General features: G+C 41.7%; 14 protein-coding genes and 1 tRNA gene. 7 read left to right on the top strand and 8 right to left on the bottom strand.

What is annotated here, in order from left to right:
* Nucleotides 1–7: 7 nt before the first annotated feature.
* Genes trmH through gmk form a run of 4 tightly spaced genes read right to left on the bottom strand, consistent with a single transcriptional unit; the run spans nucleotide 8 to nucleotide 3,823 of the window.
* A complete protein-coding gene (gene trmH, locus P2E05_RS01250; protein ID WP_154622477.1) occupies nucleotides 8–721 on the bottom strand; it encodes a tRNA (guanosine(18)-2'-O)-methyltransferase TrmH in 714 nt (237 codons plus the stop codon).
* Nucleotides 722–723: 2 nt separating this feature from the next.
* Complete coding sequence (spoT, locus tag P2E05_RS01255) at nucleotides 724–2,847, bottom strand: bifunctional GTP diphosphokinase/guanosine-3',5'-bis pyrophosphate 3'-pyrophosphohydrolase (RefSeq protein WP_154622478.1); 2,124 nt, start codon at nucleotides 2,845–2,847, stop codon at nucleotides 724–726.
* 19 nt (nucleotides 2,848–2,866) lie between these two features.
* The gene (gene rpoZ, locus P2E05_RS01260; protein WP_004262665.1) at nucleotides 2,867–3,142 is read right to left on the bottom strand and encodes a DNA-directed RNA polymerase subunit omega; all 276 of its coding nucleotides are present in this window, start codon (nucleotides 3,140–3,142) and stop codon (nucleotides 2,867–2,869) included.
* Nucleotides 3,143–3,199: 57 nt separating this feature from the next.
* Entirely contained in the window at nucleotides 3,200–3,823 is a 624-nt protein-coding gene (gene gmk / locus P2E05_RS01265; protein WP_154622479.1) for a guanylate kinase, read from the bottom strand.
* Between the two features lie 407 nt (nucleotides 3,824–4,230).
* Between gmk and P2E05_RS21575 the strand changes: the two genes are divergently transcribed.
* Entirely contained in the window at nucleotides 4,231–4,416 is a 186-nt protein-coding gene (locus tag P2E05_RS21575; protein WP_247046730.1) for a hypothetical protein, read from the top strand.
* 75 nt (nucleotides 4,417–4,491) lie between these two features.
* On the opposite strand, the gene P2E05_RS01275 is transcribed toward P2E05_RS21575, so the two are convergent.
* Entirely contained in the window at nucleotides 4,492–5,106 is a 615-nt protein-coding gene (locus tag P2E05_RS01275) for a trimeric intracellular cation channel family protein (protein WP_154622481.1), read from the bottom strand.
* A gap of 126 nt (nucleotides 5,107–5,232) precedes the next feature.
* Here P2E05_RS01275 and P2E05_RS01280 point away from each other — a divergent pair, with 126 nt between their 5' ends.
* Nucleotides 5,233–6,561, top strand: coding sequence for a DUF3748 domain-containing protein (locus tag P2E05_RS01280; RefSeq protein ID WP_208852755.1), 1,329 nt, complete (start codon nucleotides 5,233–5,235; stop codon nucleotides 6,559–6,561).
* 238 nt (nucleotides 6,562–6,799) lie between these two features.
* On the opposite strand, the gene P2E05_RS01285 is transcribed toward P2E05_RS01280, so the two are convergent.
* On the bottom strand, nucleotides 6,800–7,078 hold the full coding sequence (locus P2E05_RS01285; RefSeq protein WP_336433063.1) for a YceK/YidQ family lipoprotein: 279 nt from the start codon (nucleotides 7,076–7,078) through the stop codon (nucleotides 6,800–6,802).
* 428 nt (nucleotides 7,079–7,506) lie between these two features.
* On the opposite strand from P2E05_RS01285, the gene P2E05_RS01290 reads away from it, so the two are divergent.
* Nucleotides 7,507–9,165, top strand: coding sequence for a putative transporter (locus P2E05_RS01290; protein WP_163860540.1), 1,659 nt, complete (start codon nucleotides 7,507–7,509; stop codon nucleotides 9,163–9,165).
* A gap of 224 nt (nucleotides 9,166–9,389) precedes the next feature.
* On the opposite strand, the gene P2E05_RS01295 is transcribed toward P2E05_RS01290, so the two are convergent.
* Both P2E05_RS01295 and P2E05_RS01300 read right to left on the bottom strand, forming a co-directional pair.
* Nucleotides 9,390–10,646 (bottom strand): valine--pyruvate transaminase, encoded by a 1,257-nt coding sequence (locus P2E05_RS01295; RefSeq protein ID WP_154622815.1) that lies wholly within the window; start codon nucleotides 10,644–10,646, stop codon nucleotides 9,390–9,392.
* Between the two features lie 205 nt (nucleotides 10,647–10,851).
* The gene (locus P2E05_RS01300) at nucleotides 10,852–11,415 is read right to left on the bottom strand and encodes a DNA-3-methyladenine glycosylase I (RefSeq protein ID WP_154624360.1); all 564 of its coding nucleotides are present in this window, start codon (nucleotides 11,413–11,415) and stop codon (nucleotides 10,852–10,854) included.
* Nucleotides 11,416–11,619: 204 nt separating this feature from the next.
* Between P2E05_RS01300 and glyQ the strand changes: the two genes are divergently transcribed.
* The 4 genes from glyQ (at nucleotide 11,620) to P2E05_RS01320 (ending at nucleotide 16,815) form a co-directional block, all read left to right on the top strand.
* Entirely contained in the window at nucleotides 11,620–12,528 is a 909-nt protein-coding gene (gene glyQ / locus P2E05_RS01305) for a glycine--tRNA ligase subunit alpha (RefSeq protein ID WP_154624361.1), read from the top strand.
* Between the two features lie 9 nt (nucleotides 12,529–12,537).
* Nucleotides 12,538–14,607 (top strand): glycine--tRNA ligase subunit beta, encoded by a 2,070-nt coding sequence (gene glyS, locus P2E05_RS01310; protein WP_272657830.1) that lies wholly within the window; start codon nucleotides 12,538–12,540, stop codon nucleotides 14,605–14,607.
* A gap of 212 nt (nucleotides 14,608–14,819) precedes the next feature.
* Nucleotides 14,820–14,896 (top strand) — tRNA-Pro (locus P2E05_RS01315).
* Between the two features lie 293 nt (nucleotides 14,897–15,189).
* Nucleotides 15,190–16,815 (top strand): ShlB/FhaC/HecB family hemolysin secretion/activation protein, encoded by a 1,626-nt coding sequence (locus tag P2E05_RS01320; RefSeq protein ID WP_272657831.1) that lies wholly within the window; start codon nucleotides 15,190–15,192, stop codon nucleotides 16,813–16,815.
* The last annotated feature ends 278 nt before the right edge of the window (nucleotides 16,816–17,093 follow it).

The following is a 17,093-nucleotide window of genomic DNA, read 5'->3' on the forward strand; positions in this document are numbered from 1 at the left end:
TTCTCCCTTAACCTAGCTGCTGTTTTTTCATTTTTTCACTTAGCTGCATTTGTGCCCACCAAGACGCATCGGCTTCTATCTCTCCTCGTTCATTGATATAAGGCCGTGGTAAGCCTTTACGCTTGGCAACCTCTGCAAGAACGGGATAGCCGCCATCAAATAGCCACTCTTGCTGCTCTTGCTCTGAAAGTTGGCTTATTTCGCGGGAATACATACCAGCAAGTTGCCTTTGGCGCTGTGCTTCATAGAGAATCAGTGCCGAGGCGACAGAGACATTCAGGGATTGAACCATACCAACCATTGGAATAATAATGTGTTGATCGGCTAATTTCAGTGCTGTTGAAGAGATCCCTTTTTTTTCTTGCCCCATCATAATACAGGTCGGGCGAGTATAATCAATTTCACGGAAATCGACGGCTTGTTCAGATAAGTTCGTTACAAGAACTTGCATGTTCTGTGATTTTATCTGTGAAATAGCCTCTTCAGTGGATTGATGTGAAATGACTTTGACCCAGCTATTGCTTCCTGCGGCAGAAGAAACGGAAAGTTTAACTTTTTGGTCTGGCCAAATAGCATGAATTTGATGGATGCCAACGGCATCTGCGCTGCGTACGATGGCAGATACGTTATGGGGTTTATGAATTTCTTCGAGGCAAATGGTGAGGTCTGGCTGCCGCATCGCCATCATTTGGCAAATGCGGCGATAGCGGCGTTCATTCATAGTTAATTACGGTTCCGGCTAACTCGTAATACATCAGGCATGATCCGAATTTTGCGCATAACATTTGCTAACTGAACCCGGTTTTTGGTTGTTAGGCGGATAAAGGCACAATAAACACGGCCATCTTTTTCTTCGGTATTCATACTCTGAATGCTTGAGTTAGCATCATTGATAGCAGCTGTTAAATTAGCAAGCGCCCCTTGATGGTTAATCATATCGACTTTGATTTCGGCGATGAAATCAGTATCGGTATCATTATCCCATTCTACAGCCATAAATTTATCGGGCTCTTTCTGGTAGCCACGAATGTTTCGACAAGATTCGTGGTGTATCACGAGTCCTTTACCTGGACTGATATGAGCGATAATAGGGTCGCCAGGGATAGGGCGACAGCATTTCGCAAAGGTGATGAGAACACCATCTGCCCCTTTTATGGACAGCTTATTGCGTGTTGTGATGACGGGCTCATCCTCTTCCTCTGGGGAAACTTGTGGATTGCTTTGTAAATTACGCGCAACCACAACACTCATTGCATTTCCTAAACCTATTTCGGCCAGTAAGTCGTCGATAGAGTTGAGCTTCATGCGGGCTAATTCAAGATCAATATTGGCTTGGGGGACATCCGTTAATTTATGACCTGCGCCAAGAGCGTGGTTTAATAAGCGGCGACCTAAGTTGATTGAATCTTCACGCTTGAGATTTTTCAGTAACTGACGGATTTTAGCGCGTGCTTTTGAACTGACGACAAAATTGAGCCAAGCGGCATTTGGTCTAGCGCCTGGCGCGGTAATAATTTCGACAGTTTGCCCACTGGTGAGGGCTTGAGATAATGGATAAGGCTGACGATCAACCCTAGCTCCAACGCAAGCATGGCCAATATCCGTATGCACGGCATAGGCGAAATCGACAGGTGTCGCGCCCGTTGGCAGTTCAACAATGCGGCCTTCTGGTGTAAAGACATAAATCTCATCGGGGAATAGATCAGATTTAACGCTCTCGATAAATTCAAAAGAGCTACCTGCACTTTGCTGTAGCTCAAGTAAACTTTGCATCCAACGTTGAGCACGTACTTGAGCGGTTGTGCCTTGCTCGCCTTGTTCTTTATAAGCCCAATGTGCAGCAACCCCCATTTCAGCCATTTGATCCATATCTTCTGTACGGATTTGTACTTCGACAGGAACACCGTGTGGGCCAATTAATGAGGTGTGTAGCGATTGATAGCCGTTAGCTTTTGGGATAGCGATATAATCTTTGATACGGCCTGGGCGCGGCTTGTACAAATTATGCATTTGTCCCAATACGCGATAGCAGGTATCGACATCTTTGACTATCACCCTAAAAGCATAAATATCCATAATTGAATGGAAGCGCTGCTCTTTAAGGTGCATTTTGCGATAGATAGAATAAAGATGTTTTTCGCGGCCACTGACTCGGCAAGGTATATCCGCTTCGGTTAGGCGACCATCGATTTCAGAGAGGATTTTTTGGATCATCTCTTTACGGTTGCCGCGAGCTGCTTTAACGACTTCTTTGATAACGCGATAACGGTTTGGATATAAGGCTTCAAACCCAAGCTCTTCTAGCTCAGTTTTGATGTGATGAATACCTAATCTATGAGCAAGAGGGCTATAGATTTCCAATGTTTCTCTTGCAATACGTCGACGCTTATCAGGCCTTAATGAGCCTAGCGTGCGCATATTATGAGTGCGGTCTGCCAGTTTTATCAAAATGACGCGAATGTCTTTGACCATCGCCATGATCATTTTGCGAAAGTTTTCTGCTTGAGCTTCTTTTTTGTCTCGAAAGTTTAGTTTATCGAGTTTAGATACACCTTCAACGAGACCCGCAACAGTTGTGCCAAATAGCTCTTCTATATCCTGAAATGTCGCTGGAGTATCTTCAATGACATCATGAAGTAGCGCTGCCATCAATGTTTCATGATCCAAGCGCATTTGAGCCAGAATACAGGCCACAGCAACTGGGTGAGTTATATATGGCTCACCACTTGAGCGGGTTTGTCCTTCGTGGGCATCCCGGGCGACAACATAGGCTTTTTTCAGTAATTCAACCTGTTCCGGAGGAAGGTACTTCTGAATTACTTGATTTAGGCTCTCAAACAGATACAAGGCAGACCCACCTTAGTGATTAGCGACGACCTTCAGCTATAGCAGAAACTGCTTGCATTTCAGCCGCTTCTTGTTCCTGCTGCTCTTGACGCTCACGTACATCCAGTATGTGACCGTTGATTAAACCTTCTTCTACTTCACGGAGTGCGATAACAGTATATTTATCGTTTTCTTCAGGAACTAGAGGGTCTTTACCGCCAGTTTGTAACTGACGCGCTCTGCGAGCCGCGACCAGTACGAGGTCAAAGCGGTTACCAATTTTTTCTACTGCGTCTTGAACAGTTACGCGTGCCATAAATGTGCTACTCCAAAAGAAATAAAAAAATGACCTGATATGATACTGAAACTATTCTCAGTCTGCCAGTAATTTGCTGATTAAAGCACCATGTCGTTGAATTTGACGCTCTAATCTTAGACGTTCGCTACGAATAATAGATTGCAAATCACTTAATGCAGTATTGAAATCATCATTTACAATGAGATAGTCATACTCATTGTAATGTTCAATCTCACCAACCGCTTGTGACATACGTTTTTCAATGACCTCATCGCTATCTTGGCCTCGGCCACGTAAGCGGCGATAAAGTTCATCTTTTGATGGTGGTAGTATAAAAATACTACGGGCTTCAGGCATTGTAGCGCGAATTTGTTGAGCACCTTGCCAGTCAATATCGAGAAAAACGTCTACACCACTTTTGAGCACTTCTTCAATAACAGGTCGAGAAGTCCCATAGTAATTGCCAAATACACAAGCATGTTCTAAGAATTCATTATTTTCGACCATCGTCAAAAATTCAGTTTCAGAGACAAAGAAATAGTGCTCACCATGAACTTCACCAGGTCGTGCAGCTCGTGTTGTATGAGAGACAGAAACTTGCGTGTCATACAACGGTTGTGTTTTCAACAACGCCTGGATCAGGCTAGATTTACCCGCACCGCTTGGGGCAGAAACAATATATAACGTGCCTTGTATCATGATGGTTTCTTGAATAGTCGAGGGTTAAACATAAATGATGATAATAAACCCCACATAGTATACACGGACTTAAGCGAACATGCAGCGTTATCAATAAAGCATAAATTATCTCGTCATTTATCGCTGCGACATGGCTGTAGTGATTCATTATATCGATAGCCAACGAGCTATCCCTTTAGCGACGTATTCCTTTATTACCTTTCATATCATCTAGAGTATACAGCGCAATTTATTTAATAAATAGATGAATTGCGAAGCGATGCGATAAAATATTTCTCTATTTATACAAAGTGCATACTTTTTGCGAAATGTTTCGCAAAACCAATGAAAATGTACGGTAAATTAAAGAATATCGCTTCAAGATTATAGCGTTCTGAGATAACCAAATAAGATGATAAGAATGGTTTATGTCATTTAGGCAAAAGGCGAATGGGCTTAGACTGACGCTGAAGTTAACGCTTTTTATATCATTAATGGTGCTTTCAGTTGTCGCTATTTATTGTCTCAGCAAGAAAGCCATTCTGAATGATTTCAATGTGCAACACTCAGCAAACGCGCAAGGTAAAATGAAATCAATGGCTATTGATACCTGAAATACGGAATGTACTTAATATCGTTAGCGATATAAAAAACATGCCACCCTTTTAATTATGTGATGGCATGAATCATTAATCTTGGCTTTCATAGTTAAAGATCGGTAAGCCTAAACGATAACGGATGGCGATAAGTCGGGCGCTTAGGCCTGCAATTAAGGTAATAATCACAACAATATCTTGTGGGAGCGGGGTGTATAAAAGCCCGATATACAACCATGCGGCAGCAAATGAGACGCCCGCATAGACTTCTTTTTGGAATACGAGAGGAATGGTATTACATAACATGTCGCGAAGAACGCCACCAAATACCCCCGTAATCACAGCCGCAATTGCAGCTATGACTGGGCTATAATTCATATCAAGAGCAATTTGGGCGCCAAGAATTGAAAAGACAATTAAGCCGATTGCATCTAGGATAAGGAACAAACGTCGTAAATGCTTCATCATTGGCGCTATCCAAATGGTGACAACAGCAGCGCCAGCAACAGTAAGAATATACTCGGGGTTTTGTACCCAGCCTAATGGGTAGTGGCCAAGTAGGACGTCACGAACCGAGCCCCCGCCAATCGCAGTTGCTGATGCAATAATAATAACGCCGAAGACGTCCATTTTACGCCGTCCCGCTGCAAGAGCGCCAGTCATGGCTTCCGCGGTGATACCAATAATATAAAGAACACTTAATAACATGATGATTCTATTCGACACTAAAGTTATTGCTAAAGGGTAATATTACTTGTAGAAATTCTCGACTGAGTTTTTCTAGTGCCTTACAAAATAGATTAGTTAAAGTAATCCGATAGCCCATATTAAAAGATGTCACAGGATAACAGATTGAACAGTAAATTGCCTTATAAAGAAACTCAAATAACAGATGATAAACGAAGTCATCAACTTACAAATATTAATGTTTGGACAGCGGATAGCCAATGGCTAGTTTATGATGTTCGGCCGAGTGCGAGTTCGTTTACTGGATTAACGATAGAAAAAATTCATGTTAATACGCAAAAACAAATAGAAATTTATCGTGCTCATCATGGTGCTCACGTTGGAGTGGTGACCGTCAGTGCTGAAAATCCACCTCGTTATGCCTTTATACATGGGCCGGAATTCCCTAATGAGCAGTGGAAATATGATTTTCACCATCGCAGAGGCGTATATGTTAGGGATGATCATTTAGGAACGGCATATTCTATCGATGCGATGTGTATCACTCCGCCATACATCGCTGGGGCATTAAGAGGAGGGACACACGTTCATGTCTTTAGCCCTGACAGTAAATGGTTAAGTTTTACATACAATGATCATGTGATGCATGAAGTTGATGTTCGATTAGACCAACGAAATGTAGCTATAGCTGTGCCGATAAAAAAAGTACTCGTTGAACCTAAAGGCCATGAGCGTGAGTATAATGGCGAATACTTTTGTTGTGTTATCTCCCAGACGGTACCTACGCCTCGCCTTGGAAGTGACGATATTAGTCGAGCTTATGAAGAGGGGTGGGTAGGGCAGAAAGGCTACTTAATGGAAAACGGACAATGGCAAAATAAGGCGATTACCTTTATTGGTGATACTCATGCTGCTAATGGCGAGATTATCCCAGAAATTTTCCTCGTTAATTTGCCTGACGACGAAAATGCGTTCACTCAACAAGGTGAATTTCCATTACAAGGTACTGAGTCACGAATGCCCTTCCCACCGAAAAACATTCAGCAAAAAAGGCTGACATATACTCATGAGCGCCGATATCCTGGGTTAGCTAAACATCCTAGACACTGGTTACGCTCATCACCCGACGGCCGCTCAATTGCTTGCCTGATGAAAGATGATGATGGCATTGTTCAGCTGTGGTTAGTGAATACCTGTACAGGGGCGCTAACACAAATTACGCATAGTAGAATGCCAATTCAATCCGCCTTTAGCTGGGATAGCCAAGGGCAGCATATTGCTTTTATTTGTGATAACAGCGTGATGCGTTGCAATATGACTTCAGGGGAATTACACAGATTAACGGTTCGTAGTGACGTTTCCCCCGTTGCTGATGCGGTTGTATTCTCACCGGATGATCGTCTGATTGCTTTTATGCGTGATGAAGCCGATGGTTTTAGACAGATTTATACGGTAGAAACGGGCTTGGGTGGTTGATATTGGCAAAAAGATGACGGCAATCTGTTTTTGAGATGAAGAGGTGATTTTGCCTCTTCATCATGTATTCATCTTTAATAAAGCTATTTTTGTTATTCGATATATCGACAATCGGTGTCAATAAGAATGGCCGATTTATTAAATCATTATTAAATAGTATTAATTAGATGATTTATTTAACTAATTATATAAATAAAGAGGTCATCACCAAAACAATAATACTCGTTATTTGAATACATTATTCTAGATTATTCTCTGAATGAATTTGATTATGGTTCAATGTCGTATTAGTTTGTTTGTCTAATGCTTCAATACGCTTTTTAGGTGAACTCTCTTCAGGGTTACTGTCTGATTTTACGTAATCAAGAGGGATTAATAGGGTGTCCATAATGGCGGTAAAAGGTAGGTCAATCGCCAGTAATGGGCGCATTACCCAGCCCGTGTTTTCATCTTTAAGCATTTCTAAACTGTTTTTAGAACCGGGGTAATAACCATCCGAAGGACCAGCATGAGTCATAATACTGGAACAACCAGTTAAGAAAAGAAGAGGAGTACAGATCAATATTCTCGTTAGTAATAACCCAGCCATATAATTTATTTAACCTACCCTTTAAATTTATTATTGTTTCCTGAGTCAATAATAGCTAAAAATGCAAAATTAACAATCAGAGCATAATACAAATCGTTATTTTTGTATTATAAGTGTAGATAAAGATTTAAACCAATATCCTCATTTGTAAGAAAAGTTAACAAATATAAGTCACTATTTCCTAACTAAGTGAATTGCTGATCAAAGGTGTCCTGAACAAAATGTAATTCCTTTTGAACTGTGGGCTAATGCACATATTACTTTGTTTTTATTTGACATAATCGATTCAGTTGTATGTTTTACCACCTTTCAAGTTACGTTTTGTAAGTGACGGTTCGTCAAAAGGATAGCGGTCTATGAGTGAATTAGCTCTTACTGTGAGTTTGTTGGCGTTAGCGGCTGCATTAGGTTTATGGATAGGTAATTGGAAAATCCGTAATGTTGGGCTTGGTATAGGAGGGGTATTATTTGGCGGTATTATTGTGGGTCATTTTGCGCAAAGCTATGATTTACAACTAAATGCCCACATGCTGCATTTCATCCAAGAATTTGGATTGATTCTATTCGTTTACACAATTGGGATTCAGGTTGGGCCTGGATTCTTCTCATCACTACGCGTATCGGGATTAAAACTGAATGGTTTTGCCTTATTAATCGTTGTTCTGGGGGCTGTGGTGACGGCGATTATTTACCAATTAGCCGATATCCCTTTACCGATTATTTTAGGTATTTTTTCAGGTGCGGTAACGAACACGCCTTCATTAGGTGCGGGTCAGCAAATATTGACTGACTTAGGTTCAGATCCTGCTTTAGTCGGACAAATGGGAATGGGATATGCGATGGCATACCCTATGGGGATCTGCGGTATTTTACTTGTGATGTGGTTGATACGTATCATTTTTAGGATTGCTGTTGATAAAGAAGCGTCTGCGTTTAGCAATCAAAATATGCATCAACGAGAAACGTTACAAACAATGAATATCGCTGTTCGCAACACCAACCTTGATGGTCTCATGATGCAAGATATCCCGCTATTGGGAAGTGAAGAGATTGTTTGTTCAAGGCTGAAAAGAGGTGAAATGCTGATGGTGCCTCAACCCACAACAGAAATTCAGTTAGGCGATTTACTGCATGTTGTTGGGCAGAAAGAAGATCTGAATAAAGTACGTTTAATCTTAGGGGAAGAAGTTGATGCTTCCTTATCGACATCAAGTTCCGTCTTGCACTCAGTGCGGGTGGTTGTAACAAATGATGCAGTACTCAGCAAACGCCTACGCGACCTTAATTTAAAACAGAAATATGATGTCGTGGTAACACGATTGAACCGCGCTGGTGTTGAGCTTGTGGCTAATAACAATACGATTCTCCAGTTTGGTGACATCCTCAATATAGTCGGGCGTCCTGAATCTATCGAGGCGGTTAGTGCTCTACTCGGTAATGCAAAACATAAATTACAGCAAGTACAAATGCTGCCTGTATTCATCGGGATCGGCCTTGGTGTGGTCTTGGGGTCAATACCGCTCTTTATACCGGGGTTTCCCGCGGCATTAAAACTTGGTTTAGCAGGAGGCCCATTAGTTATCGCACTGATTTTAGGGCGTATTGGGACAATAGGGCGTTTATATTGGTTTATGCCTCCAAGTGCGAACCTTGCATTGCGTGAGCTTGGTATCGTGATGTTCCTTGCCGTTGTGGGGCTGAATTCCGGTGGTGGCTTTATTGACACTTTAGTTAAAGGTGACGGATTGACATGGATTGGCTATGGCTTGTTGATTACTTTTGTACCTTTATTTATTACCGGTCTTGTGGCTCGAATTTTTGGCAAAATGAACTATCTCAGTCTGTGTGGTGTGCTAGCGGGTTCAATGACGGATCCACCAGCGCTAGCATTTGCGAATAATATTCATCCAACAAGTGGAGCGCCCGCACTTTCTTATGCGACAGTTTATCCCTTAGCGATGTTTTTACGTATCATTTCCCCGCAATTACTGGCGATTTTATTTTGGGCGATGTGACATAACGAACTATTTAAAATCTTAAGTCTGATTGTGAAGAAATAGGGTATGAGAGTATATAGAGGTAAAAATGGTGCTTATTCAAGCAATGAACTTATTCAAAAGGTGCTTTAATATCGTTGAATGATATTCGTAATGTAATACTTGATTACGGAGTTCTCGCTAATTTTTTCAGCCCTTTTATCTTCAATAAAAGGGCTATTTTTTTATTTAACTTTTGCGTATTAGCACTCAACTGTTTGATAAGCTAGTTCTAATTCTTCAGCCAAAATAGCGATACCCTTCTCAATTTTCTCCGGCTCAGGTACATAGTTCATACGCATACATTGGTGAGCATGAGGCCAGTTTTCCTCAAGCCCAGGGAAGAAGTAATGGCCTGGAACCATCAAAACACCGCGTTTTTTCAGTCGCTGATAGAGCTCTAAACTTGTAATCGGTAGGTCTTTAAACCAAAGCCACAAGAAAATAGCGCCTTCAGGTTTATGAATCAAACACCTATCTTCAGGTATGTAACGACGAATGATTTGAATCACGTCTTTGACACGTTGTTGGTAAAAAGGACCAATAACATTTTTAGATAGAGAAATCAGCTCATCACGTTGCAGCATTTCTAACGCTAGCGCTGGTCCAACACCACCTGGTGCTAAACTAATAATGCCATTCATATTACTGACAGCGTTGATGATTTCTTCATTAGCGATAATGATCCCACAACGTGTTCCCGGTAAGCCAAGTTTTGATAGGCTCATACAGAGAATGACATTGTCATTCCAAAAAGGGGTTGCTTCACTGAAGATAATGCCAGGGAAAGGTACGCCGTATGCATTATCAATCAATAAGGGGATATTGTGTTGTTTGGCTAATTGATCAAGATGTTCAACTTCTTCGTCGGTGATCACGTTACCCGTTGGGTTTGTTGGACGAGAGACGCAAATGACACCAATATCATCCGTGATTTCCAATGTATTGAAATCAACGCGATACTTAAATTGACCATTGGGTAAATATTCAATCTGAGGCTTATTTGCGACAAACAAATCATCATCTAAACCAGAGTCAGCATAACCCACATACTCTGGTGCTAGCGGAAATAGGACCTTACGCGTGATACCATCTTCAAAACGACCAGCAAGCAAGTTAAATAGATAGAAAAACGCACTTTGGCTACCATTGGATAGCGCGATATTTTTTGCACTAATATTCCAGCCGAGTTTCGCTTTTAGAGTTGCTGCTAGCGCTTTCAACATGGCATCTTTACCTTGTGGACCATCATAATTGCACAAAGTTTCAGTTAATTTGCCGTTAGCACACATTTCTGACAATAAAGTTTGGAAATACTCATCCATTTCTGGAATATGCGCAGGATTACCGCCACCGAGCATAATTGCACCTGGGGTTCTCAGACCGTCGTTCAAGTCTTTCATTAAGGTTGAAATCCCTGAATTCTGAGCGAACTTATTACCGAATTTAGAAAATATCATCTCATTTATTCACATATGTTAAGTAGTTTGTTAATGGAATTTAAAACATACTCCGCTCGACAAGAGAGTTCAACAGCTGAAAGTGACCACTCTTCCAGATAAAGAACCAAGTATTTATTATTTATAAGTTTAATATATGTTAAAATTAGTTAAAGTATAGTGAATATTGCTTTTGATGAAGAAGCTAGCGCCGCTTAGTTCTAATTTATTTATATTGATGGCATCCCACTAAATGGTCATTAATCATGCCAGTCGCTTGCATAAAGGCATAGCAAGTAATCGCGCCAACAAACTTAAAGCCTCGTTTTTTAAGCGCCTTCGAGAGTGTTTTTGAAAGTTCTGTTTCGGCGGGAACTTGAGAATGGCACTGCCACTGGTTGACAATGGGGGTATTGTTGACGAATTGCCAGAGGAAAGTGGAAAAGTCTTCTCCATTTTCCATCATTTGTAAGTAGGCTTTAGCATTAGCAATGATCGCATTAATTTTGGCGCGGTTACGAATAATGCGAGTATCTTGCATTAAACGCTCAACATCTTCTTCATTCATGATGGCAATTCGGCTGGGATCAAATTGATAAAATAATTCTCGGTAACCTTGGCGTTTTTTTAATATAGTGTACCAAGACAGCCCTGCTTGCTGGCCTTCTAAGCAGATCATTTCAAATAACTGTAGATTATCTTTCGTTGGCTTTCCCCATTCATTATCGTGGTATGCAATATATTCAGGGTCTTGATTGACCCATCGGCAGCGAGTTAGTGATGAATCCATACGATCTCCTTTTGGGGATTGGCTAGCGGTTTAGGGCAGAATGTTGCTCATTTATACTGGATAAATATCCAGTTTTAAAGAGAGAAAGTAAAGTTTTTTTATTTATAGGCTAAATAGACGTAGATTCAGTGCTGTATATCTGGCGGTCAAAGGGTATACTGACATACTTTCATTTAAATCATATGTATCGCGTGCGGATCTAACATGCAAAAGTTTGATACCAAAACCTTCCAAGGTCTTATCCTGACACTACAGGATTACTGGGCGCGTCAAGGCTGTACCATTGTTCAACCATTGGACATGGAAGTCGGCGCCGGAACATCTCATCCAATGACGTGCTTACGCGCGTTAGGGCCTGAGCCAATTGCAGCGGCTTATGTTCAGCCTTCCCGTCGTCCAACCGATGGCCGTTATGGCGAAAACCCAAACCGTCTTCAGCATTACTATCAATTTCAGGTGATCATCAAACCGTCGCCTGACAATATTCAAGAGCTTTATCTCGGCTCTTTGAAAGAGTTAGGAATTGACCCAACAGTTCATGATATTCGGTTTGTTGAAGATAACTGGGAAAACCCAACATTAGGTGCATGGGGCCTTGGTTGGGAAGTGTGGCTAAACGGGATGGAAGTCACGCAATTTACTTACTTCCAACAAGTTGGCGGTCTCGAGTGTAAGCCTGTTACGGGCGAAATTACTTATGGTCTTGAACGCCTTGCCATGTACATTCAAGGGGTTGATAGTGTTTATGATCTCGTTTGGTGTGATGGCCCGCTAGGCAAAACAACCTATGGTGATATCTATCACCAGAATGAAGTTGAACAGTCAACTTATAACTTTGAATATGCCAACGTGGACTTTCTTTTCAAATGCTTTGAAGAGTATGAAAAAGAAGCTCAGCACCTTCTGTCATTGGAAACGCCACTACCGCTTCCTGCTTATGAGCGCATTCTAAAAGCGGCTCATACGTTCAACTTACTGGATGCACGTAAAGCAATCTCAGTGACAGAGCGTCAACGTTATATTTTACGTATCCGTACCCTGACAAAAGGGGTCGCCGAAGCTTATTATGCTTCTCGCGAGGCGCTCGGATTCCCTATGTGTCACAAGAATTAAGAGGCTGTCATGACTCAACAGACTTTCCTAGTGGAAATCGGCACAGAAGAGTTACCGCCGAAGGCTCTTCGTTCATTAGCTGAATCATTTGCGGCAAACTTTACGACAGAATTGGATAGTGCAGATATTGCACACGGTGAGATTAGCTGGTTTGCAGCTCCTCGCCGTTTAGCGTTAAAGGTTGCAGATCTGGCCAATGCTTCACCTGACCGTGAAGTTGAAAAGCGTGGTCCAGCGATTTCTGCGGCTTTCGATGCAGCAGGTCAGCCAACTAAAGCCGCTGAAGGTTGGGCGCGTGGTTGTGGTATTACCGTTGACCAAGCTGAGCGTTTAAAAACAGATAAAGGCGAGTGGCTCCTTTATCGTGCTCAAGTCAAAGGCGTTGCCGTGAGCGAATTATTAGTGGATATGGTGGCTCGCTCTTTGGCTAAATTACCTATTCCTAAACTGATGCGTTGGGGGGATAAAGAAACCCATTTTGTTCGCCCTGTTCATACCGTCACATTATTGCTAGGTAGCGATGTTGTTGAAGGGGAAGTGCTGGGGATCAAAAGTGGTCGTACAATCCGTGGTCACCGTTTTATGGGTGAAGCGGAGTTTACCATTGACAGTGCTGACCAATATCCTGAGATCTTGCGTGAGCGCGGTAAGGTTATTGCGGACTACGCGGAGCGTAAAGCGGTTATTAAAGCGGATGCTGAAAAAGCGGCACTTGCTTTAGGGGGTAAAGCGGATTTAACAGACAGTTTATTAGAAGAAGTTGCTTCATTGGTTGAATGGCCAGTTGTACTGACCGCAAAATTTGAAGAAAAATTCTTAGAAGTACCTGCTGAAGCATTGGTGTATACCATGAAAGGGGACCAAAAATATTTCCCTGTTTATGATAATGAAGGCAAATTAATGCCGAATTTCATTTTCGTGGCAAATATCGAGTCTTCAGATCCACAACAAATTATTTCAGGTAATGAGAAAGTTGTGCGTCCTCGTTTGGCAGATGCTGAGTTCTTCTTTAAAACCGACCGTAAACAACGTCTTGAAGATAACTTACCGCGTTTAGAGACCGTGCTGTTCCAACAACAGTTAGGGACATTACGTGATAAAACCGAGCGCTTAGAAGCATTATCCGGTTGGATTGCTGCTAAGATTGGCGCTGATGTCAATCATGCAACACGTGCTGGTTTATTGGCGAAATGTGACCTTATGACTAACATGGTGTTTGAGTTTACAGATACTCAAGGCGTAATGGGTATGCATTATGCACGTCACGATGGTGAGTCAGAAGATGTCGCATTAGCGCTGAAAGAACAATATCAACCACGCTTTGCCGGTGATGAACTCCCTTCTACCGATGTTTCTGCGGCACTCGCCTTAGCAGAGAAAATGGATACCTTAGCGGGTATTTTCGGCATTGGGCAGCATCCGAAAGGTGATAAAGATCCATTCGCATTACGTCGTGCCACACTCGGTGTTTTGCGTATTATCGTAGAAAAAGGCTATCAGCTTGATCTGGTTGAAATGACAGAAGAAGCAGTACGTCTTTACGGTGATAAGCTCACGAACAAGAATGTGGTTAATGACGTTGTTGAATTTATGCTTGGTCGCTTCCGTTCTTGGTATCAAGAGCTTGGCTACAGCATTGACACTATTCAAGCTGTGTTGGCACGTCGCCCAACCTCACCAGCAGATTTTGATGCGCGAGTAAAAGCGGTAACTCACTTCCGTACATTAGAAGATGCGGAAGCATTGGCCGCAGCGAATAAACGTGTGTCTAACATTTTGAGCAAGTCGAATGAAAAACTGGCTGATAAAGTGTTGGCATCTGTGCTCAAAGCACCACAGGAAGTGAAGTTGGCTACTCATCTTGTTGTATTACAAGAAAAACTAGAGCCAATGTTCGCTGAGCGTAACTATCAAGATGCATTGGTTGAGTTAGCATCACTACGTGAAGTTGTTGATGCATTCTTTGTCGATGTCATGGTGATGGACGAAGATGAGGCTGTACGTATTAACCGTCTGACTCTACTGAGCCAATTGCGTGAGCTGTTCCTGAAAGTAGCCGATATTTCTTTACTGCAATAAGTGGTTACGAGTTGGTGGTAGGCATGGTTCATATCACCACATCAATGCGGATAAGCGCTCATTAAGTTAGACTTGTGAGCGCTTATGACTCTCTAAATTGGTGGATTGATTAAAAAACCACATCAAGTTGATGGTTTTATCATCATGCAAACAAATTTAGTGAAAAATGGGTTGACGGCGAGAGCTCGCAACAGTATGATTCACACCGTTTTCGGCGAGTAGCGCAGCTTGGTAGCGCAACTGGTTTGGGACCAGTGGGTCGGAGGTTCGAATCCTCTCTCGCCGACCAGATTCCAAAACCCCACCTCAAATGAGGTGGGGTTTTTTGCTTTATAGACGCATATGCGTTTTTCGAACTGTCCTCTCGTGATAATACAAATTATCGCAATAACCTTGCTATTTTACATCGATGGGTTCACCGCAATCTTTCGGAGTAACTTTGTTGTCTTTCTTGCTCATAATCTGTTCTTATAGTGATGTACTCTGTCTGCTTAACCATTAGTTGGCGCAATCGTCATGCGCTATGCAGTAGCTAGTCGTAGATGACCTCTATACGGAATTTTTATGACAAGGATACTGTCAATGAAAGAGATACCTATACTGCTTATTGGGCTGTTTGTGTTGTTGAGGTGCACATCTTGTTATGCTGATAAGTATTCTATGTCAGCACAGCATTTGCTTAAACAGACTCCAACCGTTCGATCTGTTATGCAGCAACCTGTAATGGCCTGTGTGGCAATCCACCAAGTTCATTTCTCGGCATTATCGCCATTTCCATTAATTACACAGAAACGCTTGAGCCAATGGAAAAGAAGGGTAGAAGGGCAATGTGTGAATGATGAAGCGTTACTGTTATATGCCGATTTTTTGAATGCACAATTAACGGAACTGGGTTATATCACATCCTATATTCATTACCCAAAACAAGCGTTGTTATTGGGGGTATTACGCGTTGAATTGGTGCCGGGAAAACTCGGCAGTATCGTGCATCAAGAAACGGGTCATGAGAGCCATTCGTTATTTTCTGCATTCCCTTTGCAAAAAGGGGAAGTGATTCATCTTCACCCCATCAACCAAGGGCTTGCTAATCTTCATAATACCCAATTGATTCGACATCAAATTCATATTATTTCAGATAACCAAAACAATAATTTGAATCAATTAGTTATTCAACGTCAGGCGATAAGGGCTTTTAAAGGGAGATTATTATTAGAGTCGAAAGCATCGCAGCAGTTGCCAAAACATAGAATTAGCAACGTCGTTATGCTTGCCAATCCACTGTTACTCAATGATTTCTTTTTTGGCCGCGTAGACAGCGATATAGGAAGTCGCGCAGAGAAGACATTAAAGTCAGCGTCTATCTTATATTCTGTGCCCTACCACTATTGGTTATGGACCTTATATGTGGGTTATCAAGAAAACAGCATGAACCAATATCTACAATCTAACGAAGCAATGGAAATCCGTTATGATTCGAGAAGTCGTTTGCTGTCATTACAAGCAGAGTACCTTCTTCATCGAACACGGACGGGGTCCACCTCCGCGAGTATAGGCACTCAAATTCAAACACTTGATATTTTCTTAGAACAGTATCGTTTAGAAACTCAGCGACGTTTTAGCAGTTATCTCTTACTGGGTCTCAGCCATAAGCGTGATTTTGTACAAGGTAATGCGGTATTTTCATTTAGCGTTAAACAAGATGTTGATTGGTTTGGTTCCACACGAGCACAAATCACTGGTCTAGAACAGGCCCGAATCTACTTATTATCAATAGACTATCAGCGCATATTCAATTTAATGGGGCAATCCATGTATCACCGGCATGAACTTGAAGTTCAACTCAGCCATTCAAAACTTGATCCGTTACTTGAACTGAATAGCCTTTCAGGAAATTTGGGTATTCGAGGGTTTACAAATAGCTTAGGCATTGAAAATGGAGGGGATAATACATTCAAATTCAAAAATGAATGGGGGTGGTTTTCACCATGGTTTGGCGTTGAGTTGTATGGCGCGCTAGATTATGCAACGGGGTCAACAGATCGAGCCAATTTGTGGCAAGAAAACCATTTAATCGGTACAGAGATAGGGCTAAAAGGGCGGTTTGCAAGGATGGATTATAAGCTCTTTATTGAGGCTCCACTTTGGTATCCCGATGCGCTAAAGGTTAATGACGTGAACTTTGGGGTTAAAGTCAGTTTTGATTATTAGCTCATGACTTAAATAGATGAAAATAGGTAGGAAGAATAGAATCAAGAGGGGTATTCATTTTTTGAAGTTATTAACTGATGAATAAATTGTTAAATTATCATGGCGCGCTCATTTTTATGTGAATAAAAAATAAGCAAAACAATAATAAGCTAAGCAGATTATTAGCCGATAATGCTTCAGAACTTTATGCCGCACTCTCTAAGAAGTTACACTATTTTCGTTCAGTAATTCAGCACTTAATCACAAATATAAAAATAAATCACCACGTGATAAAAAGC

This window comes from Providencia stuartii (assembly GCF_029277985.1).
Classification (GTDB): Bacteria; Pseudomonadota; Gammaproteobacteria; order Enterobacterales; family Enterobacteriaceae; genus Providencia; species Providencia zhejiangensis.

What these genes read in the sequence shown, in the direction of transcription:
- trmH (WP_154622477.1), bottom strand. Translation starts at nt 721, where the DNA reads ATGAATGAACGCCGCTATCGCCGCATTTGCCAAATGATGGCGATGCGG.
- rpoZ (WP_004262665.1), bottom strand. Translation starts at nt 3,142, where the DNA reads ATGGCACGCGTAACTGTTCAAGACGCAGTAGAAAAAATTGGTAACCGC.
- gmk (WP_154622479.1), bottom strand. Translation starts at nt 3,823, where the DNA reads ATGATACAAGGCACGTTATATATTGTTTCTGCCCCAAGCGGTGCGGGT.
- P2E05_RS21575 (WP_247046730.1), top strand. Translation starts at nt 4,231, where the DNA reads ATGTCATTTAGGCAAAAGGCGAATGGGCTTAGACTGACGCTGAAGTTA.
- P2E05_RS01275 (WP_154622481.1), bottom strand. Translation starts at nt 5,106, where the DNA reads ATGTTATTAAGTGTTCTTTATATTATTGGTATCACCGCGGAAGCCATG.
- P2E05_RS01280 (WP_208852755.1), top strand. Translation starts at nt 5,233, where the DNA reads ATGTCACAGGATAACAGATTGAACAGTAAATTGCCTTATAAAGAAACT.
- P2E05_RS01285 (WP_336433063.1), bottom strand. Translation starts at nt 7,078, where the DNA reads ATGACTCATGCTGGTCCTTCGGATGGTTATTACCCCGGTTCTAAAAAC.
- P2E05_RS01290 (WP_163860540.1), top strand. Translation starts at nt 7,507, where the DNA reads ATGAGTGAATTAGCTCTTACTGTGAGTTTGTTGGCGTTAGCGGCTGCA.
- P2E05_RS01295 (WP_154622815.1), bottom strand. Translation starts at nt 10,646, where the DNA reads ATGATATTTTCTAAATTCGGTAATAAGTTCGCTCAGAATTCAGGGATT.
- P2E05_RS01300 (WP_154624360.1), bottom strand. Translation starts at nt 11,415, where the DNA reads ATGGATTCATCACTAACTCGCTGCCGATGGGTCAATCAAGACCCTGAA.
- glyQ (WP_154624361.1), top strand. Translation starts at nt 11,620, where the DNA reads ATGCAAAAGTTTGATACCAAAACCTTCCAAGGTCTTATCCTGACACTA.
- glyS (WP_272657830.1), top strand. Translation starts at nt 12,538, where the DNA reads ATGACTCAACAGACTTTCCTAGTGGAAATCGGCACAGAAGAGTTACCG.
- P2E05_RS01320 (WP_272657831.1), top strand. Translation starts at nt 15,190, where the DNA reads ATGAAAGAGATACCTATACTGCTTATTGGGCTGTTTGTGTTGTTGAGG.